At 56.6% G+C, this 19,026-nt stretch carries 20 protein-coding genes; all 20 read left to right on the top strand.

Features of this window, described 5'->3' with window-relative positions; all coding sequences use genetic code 11:
* The first annotated feature begins 566 nt into the window (after positions 1-566).
* The 20 genes from rpmH to ACA066_RS29140 all read left to right on the top strand — a co-directional run bounded on the left by rpmH (position 567) and on the right by ACA066_RS29140 (position 19,025).
* On the top strand, positions 567-701 hold the full coding sequence (gene rpmH / locus ACA066_RS29235) for a 50S ribosomal protein L34 (protein ID WP_003213577.1): 135 nt from the start codon (positions 567-569) through the stop codon (positions 699-701).
* A gap of 16 nt (positions 702-717) precedes the next feature.
* Positions 718-1,119, top strand: a complete 402-nt coding sequence (gene rnpA / locus ACA066_RS29230; protein ID WP_028620331.1) for a ribonuclease P protein component — start codon at positions 718-720, stop codon at positions 1,117-1,119.
* Positions 1,112-1,357 (top strand): membrane protein insertion efficiency factor YidD, encoded by a 246-nt coding sequence (gene yidD / locus ACA066_RS29225; RefSeq protein ID WP_497697619.1) that lies wholly within the window; start codon positions 1,112-1,114, stop codon positions 1,355-1,357. Before rnpA ends, yidD begins: the two co-directional genes overlap by 8 nt.
* A 2-nt stretch (positions 1,358-1,359) precedes the next feature.
* Entirely contained in the window at positions 1,360-3,048 is a 1,689-nt protein-coding gene (gene yidC / locus ACA066_RS29220; RefSeq protein WP_497697618.1) for a membrane protein insertase YidC, read from the top strand.
* A 79-nt stretch (positions 3,049-3,127) separates the two neighbouring features.
* A complete protein-coding gene (gene mnmE, locus ACA066_RS29215; protein ID WP_497697617.1) occupies positions 3,128-4,498 on the top strand; it encodes a tRNA uridine-5-carboxymethylaminomethyl(34) synthesis GTPase MnmE in 1,371 nt (456 codons plus the stop codon).
* Between the two features lie 551 nt (positions 4,499-5,049).
* Positions 5,050-6,948, top strand: coding sequence for a tRNA uridine-5-carboxymethylaminomethyl(34) synthesis enzyme MnmG (gene mnmG / locus ACA066_RS29210; protein WP_497697616.1), 1,899 nt, complete (start codon positions 5,050-5,052; stop codon positions 6,946-6,948).
* Positions 6,945-7,589, top strand: coding sequence for a 16S rRNA (guanine(527)-N(7))-methyltransferase RsmG (gene rsmG, locus ACA066_RS29205; RefSeq protein WP_007948096.1), 645 nt, complete (start codon positions 6,945-6,947; stop codon positions 7,587-7,589). The genes mnmG and rsmG overlap by 4 nt, the downstream gene beginning before the upstream one ends.
* A gap of 18 nt (positions 7,590-7,607) precedes the next feature.
* Positions 7,608-8,405: a ParA family protein gene (locus ACA066_RS29200; protein ID WP_017341702.1), complete on the top strand. Its 798-nt coding sequence runs from the start codon at positions 7,608-7,610 to the stop codon at positions 8,403-8,405.
* A 9-nt stretch (positions 8,406-8,414) separates the two neighbouring features.
* Complete coding sequence (locus ACA066_RS29195) at positions 8,415-9,287, top strand: ParB/RepB/Spo0J family partition protein (protein WP_008027541.1); 873 nt, start codon at positions 8,415-8,417, stop codon at positions 9,285-9,287.
* A 148-nt stretch (positions 9,288-9,435) separates the two neighbouring features.
* Positions 9,436-9,843 (top strand): F0F1 ATP synthase subunit I, encoded by a 408-nt coding sequence (locus ACA066_RS29190; RefSeq protein ID WP_010465473.1) that lies wholly within the window; start codon positions 9,436-9,438, stop codon positions 9,841-9,843.
* A gap of 16 nt (positions 9,844-9,859) precedes the next feature.
* On the top strand, positions 9,860-10,729 hold the full coding sequence (atpB, locus tag ACA066_RS29185) for a F0F1 ATP synthase subunit A (protein ID WP_017341701.1): 870 nt from the start codon (positions 9,860-9,862) through the stop codon (positions 10,727-10,729).
* A 134-nt stretch (positions 10,730-10,863) separates the two neighbouring features.
* A complete protein-coding gene (gene atpE, locus ACA066_RS29180; RefSeq protein ID WP_002555987.1) occupies positions 10,864-11,121 on the top strand; it encodes a F0F1 ATP synthase subunit C in 258 nt (85 codons plus the stop codon).
* A gap of 56 nt (positions 11,122-11,177) precedes the next feature.
* Positions 11,178-11,648, top strand: coding sequence for a F0F1 ATP synthase subunit B (locus ACA066_RS29175; RefSeq protein WP_008027535.1), 471 nt, complete (start codon positions 11,178-11,180; stop codon positions 11,646-11,648).
* A 12-nt stretch (positions 11,649-11,660) separates the two neighbouring features.
* Positions 11,661-12,197 (top strand): F0F1 ATP synthase subunit delta, encoded by a 537-nt coding sequence (locus ACA066_RS29170; protein ID WP_497697615.1) that lies wholly within the window; start codon positions 11,661-11,663, stop codon positions 12,195-12,197.
* Between the two features lie 21 nt (positions 12,198-12,218).
* Complete coding sequence (gene atpA / locus ACA066_RS29165) at positions 12,219-13,763, top strand: F0F1 ATP synthase subunit alpha (RefSeq protein WP_008155713.1); 1,545 nt, start codon at positions 12,219-12,221, stop codon at positions 13,761-13,763.
* Positions 13,764-13,813: 50 nt separating this feature from the next.
* Positions 13,814-14,674 carry a F0F1 ATP synthase subunit gamma gene (atpG, locus tag ACA066_RS29160; protein WP_219094712.1) on the top strand — a complete coding sequence of 287 codons (861 nt, stop codon included), beginning with the start codon at positions 13,814-13,816 and terminating at the stop codon, positions 14,672-14,674.
* A gap of 27 nt (positions 14,675-14,701) precedes the next feature.
* Entirely contained in the window at positions 14,702-16,081 is a 1,380-nt protein-coding gene (gene atpD / locus ACA066_RS29155) for a F0F1 ATP synthase subunit beta (protein WP_008155715.1), read from the top strand.
* Positions 16,082-16,126: 45 nt separating this feature from the next.
* Entirely contained in the window at positions 16,127-16,552 is a 426-nt protein-coding gene (locus ACA066_RS29150) for a F0F1 ATP synthase subunit epsilon (protein ID WP_007969909.1), read from the top strand.
* A 116-nt stretch (positions 16,553-16,668) separates the two neighbouring features.
* Positions 16,669-18,036, top strand: coding sequence for a bifunctional UDP-N-acetylglucosamine diphosphorylase/glucosamine-1-phosphate N-acetyltransferase GlmU (gene glmU / locus ACA066_RS29145; RefSeq protein WP_497697614.1), 1,368 nt, complete (start codon positions 16,669-16,671; stop codon positions 18,034-18,036).
* A gap of 212 nt (positions 18,037-18,248) precedes the next feature.
* A complete protein-coding gene (locus tag ACA066_RS29140; protein WP_497697613.1) occupies positions 18,249-19,025 on the top strand; it encodes a DeoR/GlpR family DNA-binding transcription regulator in 777 nt (258 codons plus the stop codon).
* Position 19,026 lies beyond the last annotated feature (1 nt).

Below are 19,026 nucleotides of genomic sequence, written 5' to 3'. Positions count from 1 at the left end.
GGATATCCCCTAAGTTGAAAGCCGGTGAGGCAAAAACAAGCGGCCATTGTAGCGACCAGACGCCGACTTATCCACACGTAGGTGGGTCACCGACCAAGAAGAATCAACGATTTATACGCAAAAAAGACGACCAATGGTCTGTGCATAAGCTCTGTGGATAACCGCCCCTGAGGTCGTTGTACAAGTGGGGGCGAAACTCGGTGGATAACCTGCCTGTGGATAACCACCCCTTTCACACACAGCTTATCCGACAGCGCAGCACAGGCTGACCACCGTTTTCCACTGTAGTTGTCATTCTCTGTACAGTACGGGATAGAAGGCCTGAAGGTAGTTATCCACAGATAGTCGGTGCCCTAGCTTTTATAAGCTTTACAAAAAAGCTTTAAATACTTTCCTTCTTTATTTTTATATTTGGTCAAGGTTGAAGGCGAGCAAAAGCACTGGAGATCTATTTATAAGGAAACGCTGGTTGGAAATTGACCTAGAGGCTTGCTTTCTCTAGAATCCCCGGTCTCTTAAAACGGGGGCCATTCCGGCCCGTTGTGGACGAACCAGGTAACACGACAATGAAACGTACTTTCCAACCAAGCACTATCAAACGCGCTCGTACCCACGGTTTCCGTGCTCGCATGGCTACCAAGAACGGTCGTGCCGTTCTGTCGCGTCGTCGCGCCAAAGGTCGTGCGCGTCTGGCAGTTTGATAAGCCGGCACTGGAGGTGAGTCAGGACTTCAGTCGGGAAAAGCGTTTGCTTACTCCCCGGCATTTCAAGGCAGTCTTTGACTCCCCTACCGGCAAGGTTCCGGGGAAAAATCTCCTGCTCCTTGCGCGCAACAACGATCTTGATCACCCCCGTCTCGGGCTGGTTATCGGGAAAAAGAGCGTAAAGCTCTCCGTCGAGCGCAATCGCCTCAAACGTCTGATGCGCGAATCGTTCCGTCTGAACCAGGATTCACTGGTCGGTTGGGACATCGTTATCGTCGCGCGCAAAGGTTTGGGTGACGTAGAAAACCCCGAATTAATTCAGCATTTCGGCAAACTCTGGAAACGTCTGGCACGCAGCACGCCAGTACCAGCAGTCAAAACCGAAACTGTAGGGGTAGACAGTCCCGATGCGTAAACTGGCACTCGTTCCGATCCAGTTTTATCGCTATGCCATTAGTCCCCTGATGGCCAGTCACTGTCGTTTCTACCCCAGTTGTTCCTGCTACGCGTTAGAAGCCATAGAAAATCATGGCCTTCTGCGCGGTGGCTGGCTGACCTTTCGTCGTTTAGGTCGCTGTCATCCGTGGAATCCCGGTGGTTTTGACCCGGTTCCACCTATCCCTACCTCCCGTTCTTCTTCGATGACCGAGTAATCATGGATATCAAACGCACGATCCTGATCGTCGCCCTGGCAATCGTGTCCTACGTTATGGTTCTTAAATGGAACCAAGACTATGGCCAGGCTGCCCTGCCGACTCAGAATGTTGCTTCCAGTACTACCGCACCGGGCCTACCGGATACGGCGACTGGCAAGAATGCTTCTGTCAGTGACGACATTCCACGCGCCGCAAGCGATACCAGTGCAACTGCTCCTGCTGAAACGCCGGTAGCTGCAAGCAAAGACCTCATCCAGATCAAAACGGATGTGCTCAACCTGGCTATCGATCCACAAGGTGGTGATGTTGCCCAGCTGACGCTGCCGCTGTATCCACGTCGCCAGGACCATCCGGAAATTCCATTCCAGCTGTTCGATAACGGCAACGAGCGGACCTATCTGGCTCAAAGCGGTTTGATTGGCACCAACGGTCCGGACGCAAGTCCTGCCGGTCGTCCGGTTTACGCCTCGGAGAAGAAGATTTATCAACTGGCTGACGGTCAGGACCAATTGGTCGTGGACCTGAAGTTCAGCAAGGACGGCGTCAACTACATCAAGCGTTTCACCCTGAAACGTGGCCTGTACGACGTAACCGTTTCCTACCTGATCGACAACCAGAGCGCTCAGCCCTGGTCCGGTGCAATGTTCGCGCAACTGAAGCGTGATGCCAGCTCCGATCCTTCTTCCAGCACCGCCACCGGCACCGCGACTTATCTGGGCGCCGCCCTGTGGACAAGTAACGAGCCGTACAAGAAAGTGTCGATGAGCGACATGGACAAGGCTCAGCTGAAAGAAACCGTCACCGGGGGTTGGGTTGCCTGGTTGCAGCACTACTTCGTGACCGCATGGATTCCGGCGAAGGGCGAAAACAACCTCGTCCAGACCCGCAAAGACAGCAAAGGCAACTACATCATCGGCTACACCGCACCGGCAATGACTGTTGCCCCAGGTGCGAAAGCCGAGACCAGCGCTGTTCTGTACGCCGGTCCAAAAAGCCAGGCTGTGCTGAAAGAGTTGTCCCCAGGTCTGGAACTGACTGTCGACTACGGCATTCTTTGGTTCATTGCCCAGCCAATCTTCTGGTTGCTGCAACACATCCACGCGCTGGTTGGTAACTGGGGCTGGTCGATTATCTTCCTGACCATGCTGATCAAAGGGATCTTCTTCCCGTTGTCGGCAGCCAGCTACAAATCCATGGCCCGTATGCGTGCGGTCGCTCCGAAACTGGCTGCACTGAAAGAGCAACATGGCGATGACCGGCAGAAAATGTCGCAAGCCATGATGGAGCTGTACAAGAAAGAGAAGATCAATCCGCTGGGTGGTTGCTTGCCAATCCTCGTGCAGATGCCGGTATTCCTTTCGTTGTACTGGGTTCTGCTGGAAAGCGTTGAAATGCGCCAGGCGCCGTTCATGCTGTGGATTACTGACCTGTCGATCAAGGATCCGTTCTTCATTCTGCCGATCATCATGGGTGCAACCATGTTCATCCAGCAGCAGTTGAACCCGACTCCTCCGGATCCGATGCAGGCCAAGGTGATGAAGCTGATGCCTATCATCTTCACCTTCTTCTTCCTGTGGTTCCCGGCTGGTCTGGTGTTGTACTGGGTAGTGAACAACGTTTTGTCGATCGCCCAACAGTGGTACATCACGCGTAAGATCGAAGCGGCTACCAAAAAAGCCGAGGCGTAACTTACTCTGTGGGTAACCACTCAAAACGCCCCCTAGTGGGGCGTTTTGCTATCTGTCACTTTTGTCTGGATACCGGTTTATGAGCGTTCCTCGTGAAACCATCGCCGCCGTCGCCACCGCTCAAGGTCGCGGCGGTGTGGGCATCGTCCGTATTTCTGGGCCGTTGGCGAGCGTTGCGGCCAAAGCGTTCAGTGGTCGTGAACTCAAGCCGCGATTTGCCCACTATGGCCCGTTCCTGAGTGAAAACGATGAGGTGCTAGACCAAGGCATCGCGCTCTATTTCCCGGGGCCGAACTCGTTCACCGGCGAAGATGTGCTGGAACTCCAGGGCCATGGCGGCCCGATCGTTCTCGATATGCTGCTCAAACGTTGTCTGGAACTGGGTTGCCGTCTGGCCCGTCCGGGTGAATTCAGTGAGCGTGCGTTCCTCAACGACAAACTCGACCTCGCGCAGGCCGAAGCAATTGCCGATTTGATCGAGGCCAGTTCTGCACAGGCAGCGCGAAATGCACTGCGTTCCTTGCAGGGCGCCTTTTCCGAACGTGTGCATAACCTCACTGAGCAATTGATTGGCCTGCGCATCTATGTCGAAGCGGCGATCGACTTTCCGGAAGAAGAAATCGACTTCCTTGCCGATGGCCACGTGCTGAGCATGCTCGACAAAGTACGCGACGAGTTATCCACCGTACTGCGAGAAGCCGGGCAGGGTGCCTTGTTGCGCGACGGCATGACGGTCGTCATAGCCGGTCGGCCGAACGCCGGCAAATCCAGCTTGCTAAACGCCCTGGCTGGGCGAGAAGCGGCGATCGTGACCGAGATTGCCGGCACGACCCGAGACATTCTTCGCGAACATATCCACATCGATGGCATGCCGTTGCACGTGGTGGATACCGCTGGTCTGCGAGATACCGATGACCATGTGGAAAAAATAGGTGTGGAACGGGCGTTGAAAGCCATCGGTGAGGCAGATCGCGTGCTGCTGGTCGTCGATGCCACCGCTCCTGAAGCACTTGATCCGTTTGCGCTATGGCCGGAATTCCTGGAGACCCGCCCGGATCCGGCCAAAGTCACGCTGATCCGAAACAAGGCAGACCTGACCGGTGAAGCTATTGCCCTGGAAGTGAGCGAGGATGGTCACGTCACCATCAGCCTCAGCGCCAAGTCTGCAGGTGAGGGTCTGGAATTGCTGCGTGACCACCTCAAGGCCTGCATGGGCTATGAGCAGACCTCGGAAAGCAGCTTCAGTGCTCGCAGGCGTCACCTTGAAGCATTGCGTCATGCCAGTGCTTCCCTCGAGCACGGTCGTGCACAGCTGACCCTGGCAGGTGCCGGTGAATTGCTGGCCGAGGATTTGCGCCAGGCACAGCACGCTTTGGGTGAAATCACCGGCGCATTCAGCTCCGATGATCTGCTGGGCCGGATCTTTTCCAGCTTCTGCATCGGTAAATAGTCCTTCCGTTGTCCACAGACAGGCCGTTCGTGCCTGTCTGTTCTCATTCCTTTTCTTGAATTGTCTCCTGTGCCGAGCAGATTCTTTCTGCCCGGGCGGATTTTTCGTGCCCGGGATTTGATCAATCGCCGCTTTTCTGTGGATTAAGCCCTGTGAATAACTGCCACTAAGGGCAGTTGATAACAGGGCCTCAAAACTGAAGATAACCACCTCTGTGGATAACAACCCCTTTCATCCACAGGCTTACACCGGTTATCCAAGGCCTTCATTGGCACATGACCACAGGGTTTTGAATCTCTGTACATATTGAATATAAAGGCCTATAGAGATCTATCCACAGAAAGGTGCCTCAGTAGAAATAAACATAAAAACAAAGATTTAATAAATTTCTCTCTTTTTAATTTCTATAACCCCGACTTCTCCACAGCTGGTTAAATTTTGTGCAGAGGGTTCTTTAGGAAGGGCGAAGTCCCTATACTTGCCGCCCAGGTCCAAAAACCTGAGCTCAAACCATTCCTGATTACCTAACTGAAGCAGGCACGAGGTGCGTGGTGGATTTCCCTTCCCGTTTTGAAGTGATCGTCATCGGCGGCGGTCATGCCGGTACCGAGGCAGCACTGGCCTCAGCACGCATGGGTGCAAAAACCCTGTTGCTGACGCATAACGTGGAAACCCTCGGTGCCATGAGTTGCAACCCTGCCATTGGCGGGATCGGCAAAAGCCATCTGGTGAAAGAAATCGATGCCCTCGGCGGCGCGATGGCCATGGCGACCGATAAAGGCGGTATCCAGTTTCGCGTTCTGAACAGCCGCAAAGGCCCGGCCGTGCGTGCAACTCGCGCTCAGGCAGACCGGGTTCTGTACAAGGCCGCTGTCCGCGAAGCATTGGAAAACCAGCCGAACCTGTGGATATTTCAACAAGCCGCTGATGATCTGATCGTCGAGCAGGAACAAGTGCGAGGTGTTGTCACCCAAATGGGCCTGCGTTTCTTCGCAGATTCCGTGGTGTTGACCACTGGCACTTTCCTCGGAGGACTTATCCACATCGGAATGCAGAATTATTCCGGTGGTCGCGCCGGTGATCCGCCATCGATTGCCCTGGCTCATCGTCTGCGTGAATTGCCACTGCGTGTTGGCCGCTTGAAAACAGGAACACCGCCGCGCATCGACGGTCGATCGGTGGATTTCTCGGTGATGACCGAGCAAGCCGGCGATACGCCGATCCCGGTGATGTCGTTCATGGGTTCCAAAGAGCAGCACCCGAAACAGGTGAGCTGCTGGATTACCCACACCAACGCCCGGACCCACGAGATCATCGCAGCGAACCTCGACCGTTCGCCGATGTATTCCGATGCAGGGTTGATCGAAGGTATCGGCCCGCGTTATTGCCCGTCGATCGAAGACAAGATCCACCGTTTTGCCGACAAGGAAAGCCATCAGGTCTTCATCGAACCGGAAGGACTGACCACGCACGAGCTGTACCCGAACGGGATATCCACATCCCTGCCGTTCGACGTGCAATTGCAGATCGTGCAATCGATCCGCGGCATGGAGAATGCGCACATCGTGCGTCCGGGCTACGCCATCGAGTATGACTACTTCGACCCGCGTGACCTGAAGTACAGTCTGGAAACCAAAGTGATCGGCGGTCTGTTTTTCGCCGGACAGATCAATGGCACCACCGGTTATGAAGAGGCCGGCGCCCAAGGTTTGCTGGCCGGGGCCAACGCTGCACTGCGCGCTCAGGGCAAAGACGCCTGGTGTCCGCGTCGCGACGAGGCGTACATCGGCGTTTTGGTCGACGACCTGATTACGTTGGGTACTCAGGAACCGTACCGGATGTTCACCTCCCGCGCCGAGTACCGCCTGATCCTGCGCGAAGACAACGCCGACCTGCGCTTGACCGAAAAAGGTCGCGAACTGGGTCTGGTCGATGACGCGCGCTGGGCGGCTTTCTGCACCAAACGCGAAAGCATCGCTCTGGAAGAACAACGCCTGAAAAGCACCTGGGTTCGCCCGGGCACCGAGCAGGGTGATGCAATTTCCGAAAAATTCGGTACACCGCTGACCCACGAATACAACTTGCTCAATCTGCTGAGTCGTCCGGAAATCGACTACGCTGGTTTGATCGCCGTAACCGGCGGTGGCGCAGAAGATCCACAGGTTGCCGAGCAGGTCGAAATCAAGACCAAATACGCCGGTTATATCGATCGTCAGCAGGATGAAATCGCGCGCCTGCGGGCCAGCGAGGACACGAAACTGCCTGTGGATATCGATTACACGAACATTTGCGGTCTCTCCAAAGAGATCCAGAGCAAGCTCGGTGCGACCCGTCCAGAGACTCTGGGCCAGGCGTCGCGTATTCCGGGCGTTACGCCGGCAGCGATTTCGCTGTTGATGATTCATTTGAAAAAACGCGGCGCGGGCCGTCAGTTGGAGCAAAGCGCTTGAGTTCGTTGGTCACCTCGCAACACGCCGAAGAGTTATCCACAGGTGCTCGCCAGCTCGGTGTCACACTGACCGAAACCCAGCACGCGCAGTTGCTGGGCTATCTGGCCCTGTTGATCAAATGGAACAAGGCCTACAACCTGACTGCCGTGCGCGATCCGGACGAAATGGTCTCGCGTCATCTGCTCGATAGTTTGAGCGTGATGTCGTTCATCGAAAACGGCCGCTGGCTGGACGTTGGCAGCGGCGGTGGCATGCCGGGTATTCCGCTGGCGATCCTGTTTCCAGAGTCGCAAGTGACTTGCCTGGACAGCAACGGCAAGAAAACCCGCTTCCTGACCCAGGTCAAACTCGAACTCAAACTGGATAACCTGCAAGTTATCCACAGTCGCGTCGAAGCCTTCCAGCCTGCACAGCCGTTCAACGGGATCATCTCCCGGGCTTTCAGCAGCATGGAGAACTTCAGCAACTGGACGCGCCACCTCGGCGACGCCGATACACGCTGGCTGGCAATGAAGGGCGTTCATCCGGCCGATGAGCTGGTAGCATTGCCGGCAGACTTCCACCTCGATAGCGAACACGCCTTGGCCGTACCTGGTTGCCAAGGCCAACGCCATCTGCTGATACTGCGCCGCACGGCATGATTGGGAACACAAGCAAGAATGGCTAAGGTATTCGCGATAGCGAACCAAAAAGGTGGTGTGGGCAAAACCACCACCTGCATCAACCTCGCAGCATCCCTGGTCGCTACCAAGCGCCGGGTGCTGTTGATCGATCTCGATCCACAGGGCAACGCCACCATGGGTAGCGGTGTGGATAAACACGGCCTGGAAAATTCGGTTTACGACTTGCTGATCGGCGAGTGCGATCTGGCCCAGGCCATGCACTACTCCGAACACGGTGGTTACCAGCTGTTGCCGGCCAACCGTGACCTGACCGCGGCCGAAGTGGTTCTGCTGGAAATGCAGATGAAGGAGAGCCGCTTGCGCAGCGCGTTGGCGCCGATCCGTGAAAACTACGATTACATTTTGATCGACTGCCCGCCGTCGCTGTCGATGCTGACACTGAACGCTCTGGTCGCGGCTGACGGGGTCATTATCCCCATGCAGTGCGAGTACTTTGCGCTCGAAGGCTTGAGCGACCTTGTGGATAACATCAAGCGCATCGCTGAACTGCTGAACCCGAACCTGAAAGTCGAAGGCTTGTTGCGCACGATGTACGACCCGCGCCTGAGCCTGATGAACGACGTGTCGGCTCAGCTCAAGGAACACTTCGGCGAGCAGCTCTACGATACCGTCATTCCGCGCAACATCCGCCTGGCCGAAGCGCCAAGCTATGGCATGCCGGCGCTGGCGTACGACAAAACATCACGGGGTGCCATTGCCTATCTGGCATTGGCGGGCGAGATGGTTCGCCGTCAGCGCAAAAACTCACGCACCGCCGCTGCTCAGCCAACTTAAGGAATCCCCATGGCCGTCAAGAAACGAGGTCTCGGACGTGGACTGGATGCACTGCTGAGCGGTCCGACTGTCAGCTCGCTGGAAGAGCAGGCGGTACAAGCCGATCAGCGTGAGCTGCAGCATTTGCCCCTGGACCTGATCCAGCGCGGCAAGTACCAGCCGCGCCGGGACATGGATCCTCAGGCGCTGGAAGAGCTGGCGCAGTCGATCAAGGCCCAGGGCGTGATGCAGCCGATCGTGGTTCGTCCGATCGGTAGCGGCCGCTTCGAAATCATTGCCGGCGAACGCCGCTGGCGCGCCAGCCAGCAGGCTGGCCAGGAAACCATCCCGGCGATGGTTCGCGATGTGCCGGATGAAACCGCCATCGCCATGGCGCTGATCGAGAACATCCAGCGCGAAGACCTCAATCCGATCGAAGAAGCGGTAGCCCTGCAGCGTTTGCAGCAGGAATTCCAGCTGACTCAGCAACAAGTGGCCGAAGCGGTGGGCAAGTCCCGCGTGACCGTGGCCAACCTGCTACGCTTGATCGCGTTGCCGGAAGTTATCAAAACCATGCTGTCCCACGGCGACCTGGAAATGGGTCATGCGCGAGCTTTGCTTGGTTTGCCGGAAAATCAACAGGTTGAAGGGGCGCGACATGTTGTCGCACGAGGGCTGACTGTGCGCCAGACTGAGGCACTGGTTCGCCAGTGGTTGAGTGGCAAACAGGAGCCTGCCGAACCGGTAAAACCGGACCCGGATATCGCCCGACTCGAGCAGCGCCTGGCCGAGCGCCTAGGCTCTGCGGTGCAGATCCGACACGGAAAGAAGGGGAAGGGGCAGTTGGTGATCGGTTACAACTCCCTCGATGAGCTTCAGGGTGTGCTCGCACACATTCGCTGAAACATTTCCTCATGTAGCGTGCAGTCGGAAATCACTACCTGACAGTTGAATAGGGGCAGAACCGCCCCTATACTCTGCGCGCATTTTGTCGGCACAAATTATGCCAAGTTATTGAATTCTGGCAGCCGACCATTGGGGAGTAATTGTGATGGAAAGCCGCACGCCAAACCGCTTGCCGTTCCATCGCCTGGCAGTTTTTCCGGTGTTGATGGCTCAGTTTGTCGTTTTGCTGATCGCCGCTTTGGCGCTCTGGCAATGGCACGGAGTCGTTGCCGGGTACTCAGGACTCTGCGGAGGCCTGATAGCCTTGCTGCCCAATGTTTATTTCGCTCACAGGGCATTTCGGTTTTCCGGCGCCCGAGCAGCTCAAGCCATCGTCCGGTCTTTTTATGCCGGCGAGGCGGGCAAACTGATTTTGACGGCAGTGCTCTTTGCATTGACGTTTGCAGGTGTGAAGCCATTGGCGCCGCTAGCTGTATTCGGCGTCTTCGTGTTGACCCAACTGGTCAGCTGGTTCGCGCCCCTGCTGATGAGAACAAGACTTTCGAGACCTTAGGGCGTTTGAGGCAACCATGGCAGAAACAACCGCTTCGGGCTATATCCAGCACCACTTGCAGAACCTGACCTTCGGTCAGCACCCAACCGGCGGGTGGGGTTTTGCCCACACCGCAGCAGAAGCCAAAGAAATGGGCTTCTGGGCTTTCCACGTCGATACCCTCGGCTGGTCGGTCGCTTTGGGTCTGATCTTCGTTCTTCTTTTCCGCATGGCGGCAAAGAAGGCGACTTCCGGTCAGCCTGGTGCTTTGCAGAACTTCGTTGAAGTATTGGTCGAATTCGTCGATGGCAGCGTGAAAGACAGCTTCCATGGCCGTAGCCCGGTGATTGCACCGCTGGCACTGACCATCTTCGTCTGGGTCTTCCTGATGAACGCCGTCGACCTGATCCCGGTCGACTGGATTCCTCAGCTGGCCATCCTGATCACTGGTGATGCGCACATTCCATTCCGTGCCGTATCGACCACTGACCCGAACGCTACCCTGGGCATGGCCCTGTCGGTGTTCGCGTTGATCATTTTCTACAGCATCAAGGTCAAGGGCATCGGCGGCTTCATCGGCGAACTGACCCTGCACCCGTTCGGCAGTAAGAACATCTTTGTTCAGGCCCTGTTGATTCCGGTGAACTTCCTGCTGGAGTTCGTGACGCTGGTGGCCAAGCCAATCTCGCTGGCACTGCGTCTGTTCGGCAACATGTACGCCGGCGAGCTGGTCTTCATTCTGATTGCTGTGATGTTCGGCAGCGGTCTGCTCTGGCTTAGCGGCCTGGGCATAGTTCTGCAGTGGGCGTGGGCTGTGTTCCACATCCTGATCATCACCCTGCAGGCGTTTATCTTCATGATGCTGACCATCGTTTACCTGTCGATGGCGCACGAAGAGAACCATTAAGACCAGTCTCGACTAGTCTGATGTCCCACCCGGTCAAACGGGTGGGTGCCCGAACAGGGCTATGAAACGATTTGTTTTACCCGCTTTAAAATCTAAAAAACCTAAACCATACGACGTAAAAGTCGGGAGGAAAGATGGAAACTGTAGTTGGTCTAACCGCTATCGCTGTTGCACTGTTGATCGGCCTGGGCGCACTGGGTACCGCAATTGGTTTCGGCCTGTTGGGCGGCAAGTTCCTGGAAGGCGCAGCGCGTCAGCCAGAAATGGTTCCAATGCTGCAAGTCAAAATGTTCATCGTTGCCGGTCTGCTCGACGCCGTAACCATGATCGGTGTCGGTATCGCTCTGTTCTTCACCTTCGCGAACCCATTCGTTGGTCAACTCGCTGGCTAATCACTCGAACCTTCGAGTGATTGGTTTGATGTGCAACGAACGAGCGAGGTGTTGGCGTGAACATTAATGCAACCCTGATTGGCCAGTCCGTTGCGTTCTTCATTTTTGTACTGTTTTGCATGAAGTTCGTGTGGCCTCCGGTCATCGCGGCTTTGCACGAACGTCAGAAGAAGATCGCGGATGGACTGGACGCTGCCGCCCGAGCAGCTCGCGACCTGGAGTTGGCCCAAGATAAAGCGGGTCAACAACTGCGCGAAGCTAAGGCTCAGGCAGCTGAAATCATTGAGCAAGCCAAGAAACGCGGTAACCAGATCGTTGAAGAGGCTGTTGAAAAAGCCCGTATCGACGCTGACCGTGTGAAGGTTCAGGCTCAGGCCGAGATCGAGCAGGAACTGAACAGTGTCAAAGACGCGCTGCGTGCCCAACTGGGTGCACTGGCCGTCGGCGGCGCCGAGAAGATCCTGGGTGCCACAATCGATCAAAACGCGCACGCGGAGCTGGTAAACAAACTGGCTGCTGAAATTTAAGCGAGGGCGATCATGGCAGAATTGACCACGTTGGCCCGACCTTACGCTAAGGCAGCCTTCGAGCACGCCCAGGCCCACCAGCAACTGGCCTCTTGGTCAGCCATGCTCGGCCTGGCTGCAGCAGTGTCGAAAGACGACACCATGCAGCGCGTGCTCAAGGCCCCGCGACTGACGAGCGCAGACAAGGCCGCCACGTTTATTGACGTGTGCGGCGACAAGTTTGATGCCAAGGCACAGAACTTCATCAACGTCGTTGCCGAAAACGACCGTCTCCCGCTTTTGCCGGAGATATCCGCTCTGTTTGACCTGTACAAGGCCGAACAAGAGAAGTCGGTAGACGTTGAAGTGACCAGTGCTTTTGCATTGAACCAAGAACAGCAAGACAAACTCGCCAAGGTTCTCAGTGCACGACTCAACCGGGAAGTGCGCCTGCAAGTCGAGGAAGACAAATCCCTTATTGGGGGCATTGTCATCCGCGCCGGCGACCTGGTTATCGATGGCTCGGTTCGCGGCAAACTCGCGAATCTTGCCGAAGCATTGAAATCTTGAGTTTGAAGGGGCAGCAGAGCAATGCAGCAACTCAATCCTTCCGAAATAAGTGAAATTATCAAGGGCCGCATCGACAAGCTCGATGTGACCTCCCAAGCCCGTAACGAAGGCACTGTCGTCAGCGTATCTGACGGTATCGTGCGGATTCACGGTCTGGCCGACGTTATGTACGGCGAGATGATCGAGTTTCCGGGCGGCGTCTTCGGTATGGCTCTCAACCTGGAGCAAGACTCCGTAGGTGCCGTAGTTTTGGGCTCCTACCAGTCTCTGGCTGAAGGCATGAGCGCCAAGTGCACCGGCCGCATCCTCGAAGTTCCGGTTGGTAAGGAACTGCTGGGTCGCGTAGTCGACGCACTGGGTAACCCTGTTGACGGCAAAGGTCCGCTGAACAACACCGAGACCGATGCGGTCGAGAAAGTTGCTCCAGGCGTGATCTGGCGTAAGTCGGTAGACCAGCCTGTACAGACTGGCTACAAGGCTGTCGATGCCATGATCCCTGTCGGCCGTGGCCAGCGTGAGCTGATCATCGGTGACCGTCAGATCGGTAAAACCGCTCTGGCGATCGACGCGATCATCAACCAGAAAAACAGCGGCATTTTCTGCGTCTACGTTGCAATCGGTCAGAAACAATCGACCATCGCCAACGTGGTTCGCAAGCTGGAAGAAAACGGCGCACTGGCTAACACCATCGTCGTGGCAGCGAGCGCTTCGGAATCTGCAGCACTGCAATTCCTGGCACCGTACTCCGGTTGCACCATGGGAGAATTCTTCCGCGACCGCGGTGAAGACGCGCTGATCGTTTATGACGATCTGTCCAAGCAAGCAGTGGCTTACCGCCAGATTTCCCTGCTGCTGCGCCGTCCACCAGGCCGTGAAGCTTACCCAGGCGACGTGTTCTATCTCCACTCCCGTCTGCTGGAGCGCGCATCCCGCGTTTCGGAAGAATACGTAGAGAAGTTCACCAACGGCGCAGTGACCGGCAAAACCGGTTCCCTGACCGCACTGCCGATCATCGAAACCCAGGCTGGCGACGTTTCCGCGTTCGTTCCGACCAACGTGATTTCCATCACCGACGGTCAGATCTTCCTGGAATCGGCCATGTTCAACTCCGGGATCCGTCCTGCTGTGAACGCCGGTGTTTCGGTATCCCGTGTGGGTGGTGCCGCTCAGACCAAGATCATCAAGAAGCTCTCCGGTGGTATCCGTACCGCTCTGGCTCAGTACCGTGAACTGGCGGCATTCGCCCAGTTCGCTTCTGACCTGGACGAAGCGACCCGTAAGCAACTTGAGCATGGTCAGCGCGTTACCGAGCTGATGAAGCAGAAGCAATACGCACCGATGTCGATCGCTGACATGGCGCTGTCGCTGTATGCCGCTGAGCGTGGGTTCCTGACTGACGTTGAAATCGCCAAGATCGGCAGCTTCGAACAAGCGCTGATTGCTTTCTTCAACCGCGATCACGCCGATTTGATGGCGAAGATCAACGTGAAGGGTGACTTCAATGACGAAATCGACGCTGGCATGAAAGCCGGTATCGAGAAGTTCAAGGCCACCCAAACCTGGTAAGCCGCAGCGGGGGCCGCAAGGCTCCCGCTTGCTAACCTGATAGGTGTTACATGGCAGGCGCAAAAGAGATTCGCAGTAAGATTGCGAGCATCAAAAGCACGCAAAAGATTACCAGCGCCATGGAAAAAGTGGCGGTCAGTAAAATGCGCAAGGCACAAATGCGCATGGCTGCTAGCCGTCCTTACGCGGAGCGCATCCGCCAGGTTATTGGCCATCTGGCCAACGCCAACCCGGAATATCGCCACCCGTTCATGCTCGACCGTGAAGTAAAGCGCGTCGGTTATGTCGTGGTGAGCAGTGACCGTGGTCTGTGTGGTGGCTTGAACACCAACCTGTTCAAGGCTCTGGTCAAGGACATGGCGGTAAACCGCGAAAACGGCGTCGAGATTGATCTGTGTGTTGTTGGTAGCAAGGGTGCGGCTTTCTTCCGCAACTTCGGCGGTAACGTCGTAGCAGCTATCAGCCACCTGGGTGAAGAGCCGTCGATCAATGACCTGATCGGCAGCGTCAAGGTGATGCTGGATGCCTACCTGGACGGCCGTATTGATCGCCTGTCCGTGGTGTCCAACAAGTTCATCAACACCATGACGCAATCGCCTACCGTGGAGCAGTTGATTCCACTGGTGGCAACCCCGGATCAAGAACTCAAGCACCACTGGGATTATCTGTACGAACCGGACGCCAAAGAGCTGCTTGACGGCTTGATGGTCCGTTACGTGGAGTCGCAGGTCTACCAGGCGGTGGTCGAGAACAACGCGGCTGAACAAGCTGCGCGGATGATCGCGATGAAGAACGCTACCGACAACGCCGGTGATTTGATCAGCGATTTGCAGCTGGTCTACAACAAGGCGCGTCAGGCTGCGATCACCCAAGAGATCTCGGAAATCGTCGGCGGCGCTGCCGCGGTTTAACGGTTCAAATATTCAGAGGATCCAGCTATGAGTAGCGGACGTATCGTTCAAATCATCGGCGCCGTTATCGACGTGGAATTTCCACGCGACAGCGTACCGAGCATCTACAACGCGCTGAAAGTAGTGAGCGCGGCCGAAACCACCCTGGAAGTTCAGCAGCAGCTGGGCGACGGCGTGGTTCGTACCATTGCGATGGGTTCCACCGAGGGCTTGAAGCGCGGTCTGGAAGTCACCGACTCTGGCGCTGCCATCTCCGTACCGGTCGGTAAAGCGACTCTGGGCCGGATCATGGACGTACTGGGCAACCCGATCGACGAAGCTGGTCCGATCGACACCGAAGAGCGCTGGGGCATTCACCGTCCTGCGCCAACCTTCGCTGAACAAGCGGGCGGCAACGACCTGCTGGAAACCGGCATCAAGGTTATCGACCTGGTTTGCCCGTTCGCCAAGGGCGGTAAAGTGGGTCTGTTCGGTGGTGCCGGTGTAGGCAAAACCGTAAACATGATGGAACTGATCCGTAACATCGCCATCGAGCACAGCGGTTATTCCGTGTTCGCCGGTGTGGGTGAGCGTACTCGTGAGGGTAACGACTTCTACCACGAGATGAAGGATTCCAACGTTCTGGACAAAGTGGCACTGGTTTACGGTCAGATGAACGAGCCGCCGGGTAACCGTCTGCGCGTAGCACTGACCGGCCTGACCATGGCCGAGAAGTTCCGTGACGAAGGTAACGACGTTCTGCTGTTCGTCGACAACATCTATCGTTACACCCTGGCCGGTACTGAAGTATCCGCACTGCTGGGCCGTATGCCTTCCGCAGTAGGTTACCAGCCGACCCTTGCCGAAGAGATGGGTACTCTGCAAGAGCGTATCACTTCGACCAAAAACGGTTCGATCACCTCGATCCAAGCGGTATACGTACCTGCGGATGACTTGACTGACCCGTCGCCAGCGACCACCTTCGCCCACTTGGACGCCACCGTCGTTCTGTCCCGTGACATCGCTTCCCTGGGTATCTACCCGGCGGTCGATCCACTCGACTCGACTTCGCGTCAGCTGGACCCGAACGTGATCGGCCAGGACCACTACGACACCGCTCGCGGTGTACAGTATGTTCTGCAGCGTTACAAAGAACTGAAGGACATCATTGCGATCCTGGGTATGGACGAGCTGTCGGAAGCCGACAAGCAGTTGGTAAACCGTGCTCGTAAGATCCAGCGTTTCTTGTCGCAGCCGTTCTTCGTGGCTGAAGTCTTCACCGGTGCTTCGGGTAAATACGTTTCCCTGAAAGACACCATTGCTGGCTTCAAAGGCATCCTCAACGGTGACTACGACCACCTGCCAGAACAAGCGTTCTACATGGTCGGCGGCATCGAAGAAGCGATCGAGAAAGCCAAGAAACTGTAATCCCGGCGCCCGGCAACGGGCGCTAATTTAGGTTGAGGCAATCAGATGGCTATGACAGTCCATTGCGATATCGTCAGCGCGGAAGGAGAAATCTTTTCCGGCCTGGTCGAGATGGTGATTGCGCACGGTGCACTGGGTGATCTTGGTATCGCCCTGGGCCACGCGCCGCTGATCACTAATCTCAAGCCTGGCCCGATCCGCCTGGTCAAGCAGGGCGGGGAAGAGGAGGTGTATTACATCTCCGGTGGTTTCCTCGAGGTTCAGCCGAACATGGTCAAGGTTCTTGCCGACACCGTGCAACGTGCTGCCGACCTGGACGAAGCCTCCGCTCAGGAAGCCGTTAAGGCTGCCGAGAAGGCCTTGCATGAGCGGGGCGCGGAATTCGATTACGGTTCTGCTGCCGCACGTCTGGCCGAGGCTGCAGCTCAGCTGCGCACCGTCCAGCAGATCCGCAAGAAGTTCGGCCACTAACAGGCCATCACTTGTTGCGCGATTGATTAAAAAGGGTAGCCTCGGCTACCCTTTTTTCTTTTCCGATTTTCACAACCTGGTCGCAGCCGCTGACCACCCAGGATTGGTAGCCAGTCATGTCTCTTGAAATCGTTATCCTCGCTGCTGGTCAGGGCACTCGCATGCGTTCGGCGTTGCCGAAAGTGCTGCACCCGATTGCCGGCAATTCGATGCTTGGCCATGTTATCCACAGCGCGCGACAACTTGATCCACAGCGCATCCACGTGGTGATTGGCCACGGTGCCGATGCTGTTCGTGAGCGTCTGGCGGCGGATGATCTGAATTTTGTCCTGCAGGACAAACAGCTGGGTACTGGCCATGCGGTAGCTCAAGCCGTGCCATTCATTGCGTCCGACACCGTTTTGATTCTCTACGGCGACGTGCCGTTGATCGAAGTCGAAACCCTTCAGCGCCTGCTCAAGCACGTTGCACCGCAGCAATTGGGCTTGCTGACCGTCGAGCTGGACGACCCGACCGGCTATGGCCGCATCGTCCGCGATGCTGCCGGCAAGGTCACGGCGATCGTCGAGCAGAAAGATGCCAGCGAAGCCGAGCGCGCGATCACTGAAGGCAATACCGGCATCCTGGCGCTGCCGTTCGCGCAGTTGGGCGGCTGGATGAGTCGTCTTTCCAACAACAACGCCCAGGGCGAGTACTACCTGACCGACGTGATTGCCATGGCGGTCAGCGATGGTTTGGTGGTGGCGACCGAGCAGCCTCACGACGCCATGGAAGTGCAGGGCGCCAATGATCGCAAGCAGCTCGCCGAACTCGAGCGTCACTATCAATTGCGCGCGGGTCGTCGTTTGATGGCCCAAGGCGTGACCCTGCGTGACCCGGCGCGTTTCGACGTGCGCGGTGAAGTCACCGTCGGCCGCGATGTGCTGATCGACATCAACGTGATCCTCGAAGGAAAAGTCGTCATCGAAGACGACGTGGTGATCGGCCCGAACTGCGTGATCAAGGACAGCACCCTGCGTAAAGGCGTGGTGATCAAGGCCAACAGTCATATCGAAGGCGCAATTCTCGGTGAAGGCAGCGATGCCGGACCGTTCGCCCGTCTGCGTCCCGGCACAGTGCTGGAGGCTCGCGCCCATGTGGGTAACTTTGTCGAGCTGAAAAACGCGCATATGGGCGAAGGCGCCAAGGCCGGTCACCTGTCCTACCTGGGCGATGCCGAAATCGGCGCCCGCACCAACATCGGCGCGGGCACCATCACCTGCAACTATGATGGCGTCAACAAGTGGAAAACCGTGTTGGGTGAAGATGTGTTCATCGGTTCCAACAACTCGTTGGTGGCGCCTGTGGATATCTCTAGCGGTGCAACCACCGCTGCCGGATCGACCATTACGCAGAATGTGGATAACGCGCAGTTGGCGGTCGGCCGTGCACGTCAGAAGAACATCGACGGCTGGAAGCGGCCGGAGAAGATCAAAAAGACTTAAGTTATCCACAATTACTGTAGGAGCGAGCTTGCTCGCGAGGGACGTGAACGATAACGCGTGCTGTCTTGAAAGAACGCCGCCTTCAAATTCATCGCGAGCAAGCTCGCTCCTACAGGTTATCCACAGATCTTTTTGTCGCCTCCCGCTTGACGAAGTTTCGTCGATAGGTTTTGATTGCTTCCGTTATCTTTCGAATCGAAACTTACCAAGTCATGTCGAAACGCAATACTCCACAACGCCGCCACAATATCCTCGCCTTGCTCAATGAGCAGGGCGAAGTCAGTGTGGATGAGTTGGCCAAGCGCTTCGAAACCTCGGAAGTTACGATTCGCAAGGATCTGGCGGCGCTCGAAAGCAATGGCTTGTTGCTGCGCCGTTACGGCGGTGCCGTCACCATGCCTCAGGAATTGGTGGCCGACATCGGTCAGCCGGTTTCCAAATACAAGCAGGCGATCGCCCGTGCTGCTGTCTCGCGGATTCGCGAGCATGCACGGATCATCATCGACAGCGGCAGCACCACCGCTGCGATGATCCCCGAACTGGGTCAGCAACCAGGCCTGGTGGTGATGACCAATTCGCTACACGTCGCCAACGCCCTGAGCGAACTCGAACACGAACCAGTGCTGTTGATGACGGGCGGCACCTGGGATCCGCATTCCGAATCCTTTCAGGGGCAAGTCGCCGAGCAGGTTCTGCGCTCATACGATTTCGACCAGTTGTTCATCGGTGCCGATGGCATCGACCTGGTGCGCGGTACCACCACCTTCAATGAATTGCTGGGACTGAGCCGGGTCATGGCCGATGTCGCCCGTGAAGTGATCGTGATGGTGGAGGCCGACAAGATCGGCCGCAAGATTCCCAACCTGGAACTGCCCTGGAGCAGTGTCCATACCCTTATTACCGATGATCGCCTGCCGCTTGAGGCACGGGATCAGATTCAGGCCCGCGGCATCACTTTGATATGCGCGGCTGTCAGTCAGGAGAAATAGC

The sequence above is a fragment of the Pseudomonas sp. LBUM1651 genome, assembly GCF_059716135.1.
This window is presented reverse-complemented; position numbering and strand designations above follow the sequence as displayed.

Coding starts and splice junctions, on each gene's coding strand:
- glmU (WP_497697614.1), top strand. CDS start 16,669: ATGTCTCTTGAAATCGTTATCCTCGCTGCTGGTCAGGGCACTCGCATG.
- atpD (WP_008155715.1), top strand. CDS start 14,702: ATGAGTAGCGGACGTATCGTTCAAATCATCGGCGCCGTTATCGACGTG.
- mnmE (WP_497697617.1), top strand. CDS start 3,128: ATGAGCGTTCCTCGTGAAACCATCGCCGCCGTCGCCACCGCTCAAGGT.
- ACA066_RS29150 (WP_007969909.1), top strand. CDS start 16,127: ATGGCTATGACAGTCCATTGCGATATCGTCAGCGCGGAAGGAGAAATC.
- ACA066_RS29170 (WP_497697615.1), top strand. CDS start 11,661: ATGGCAGAATTGACCACGTTGGCCCGACCTTACGCTAAGGCAGCCTTC.
- atpG (WP_219094712.1), top strand. CDS start 13,814: ATGGCAGGCGCAAAAGAGATTCGCAGTAAGATTGCGAGCATCAAAAGC.
- ACA066_RS29200 (WP_017341702.1), top strand. CDS start 7,608: ATGGCTAAGGTATTCGCGATAGCGAACCAAAAAGGTGGTGTGGGCAAA.
- ACA066_RS29195 (WP_008027541.1), top strand. CDS start 8,415: ATGGCCGTCAAGAAACGAGGTCTCGGACGTGGACTGGATGCACTGCTG.
- atpA (WP_008155713.1), top strand. CDS start 12,219: ATGCAGCAACTCAATCCTTCCGAAATAAGTGAAATTATCAAGGGCCGC.
- yidC (WP_497697618.1), top strand. CDS start 1,360: ATGGATATCAAACGCACGATCCTGATCGTCGCCCTGGCAATCGTGTCC.
- atpE (WP_002555987.1), top strand. CDS start 10,864: ATGGAAACTGTAGTTGGTCTAACCGCTATCGCTGTTGCACTGTTGATC.
- atpB (WP_017341701.1), top strand. CDS start 9,860: ATGGCAGAAACAACCGCTTCGGGCTATATCCAGCACCACTTGCAGAAC.
- ACA066_RS29140 (WP_497697613.1), top strand. CDS start 18,249: ATGTCGAAACGCAATACTCCACAACGCCGCCACAATATCCTCGCCTTG.
- ACA066_RS29190 (WP_010465473.1), top strand. CDS start 9,436: ATGGAAAGCCGCACGCCAAACCGCTTGCCGTTCCATCGCCTGGCAGTT.
- yidD (WP_497697619.1), top strand. CDS start 1,112: ATGCGTAAACTGGCACTCGTTCCGATCCAGTTTTATCGCTATGCCATT.
- rpmH (WP_003213577.1), top strand. CDS start 567: ATGAAACGTACTTTCCAACCAAGCACTATCAAACGCGCTCGTACCCAC.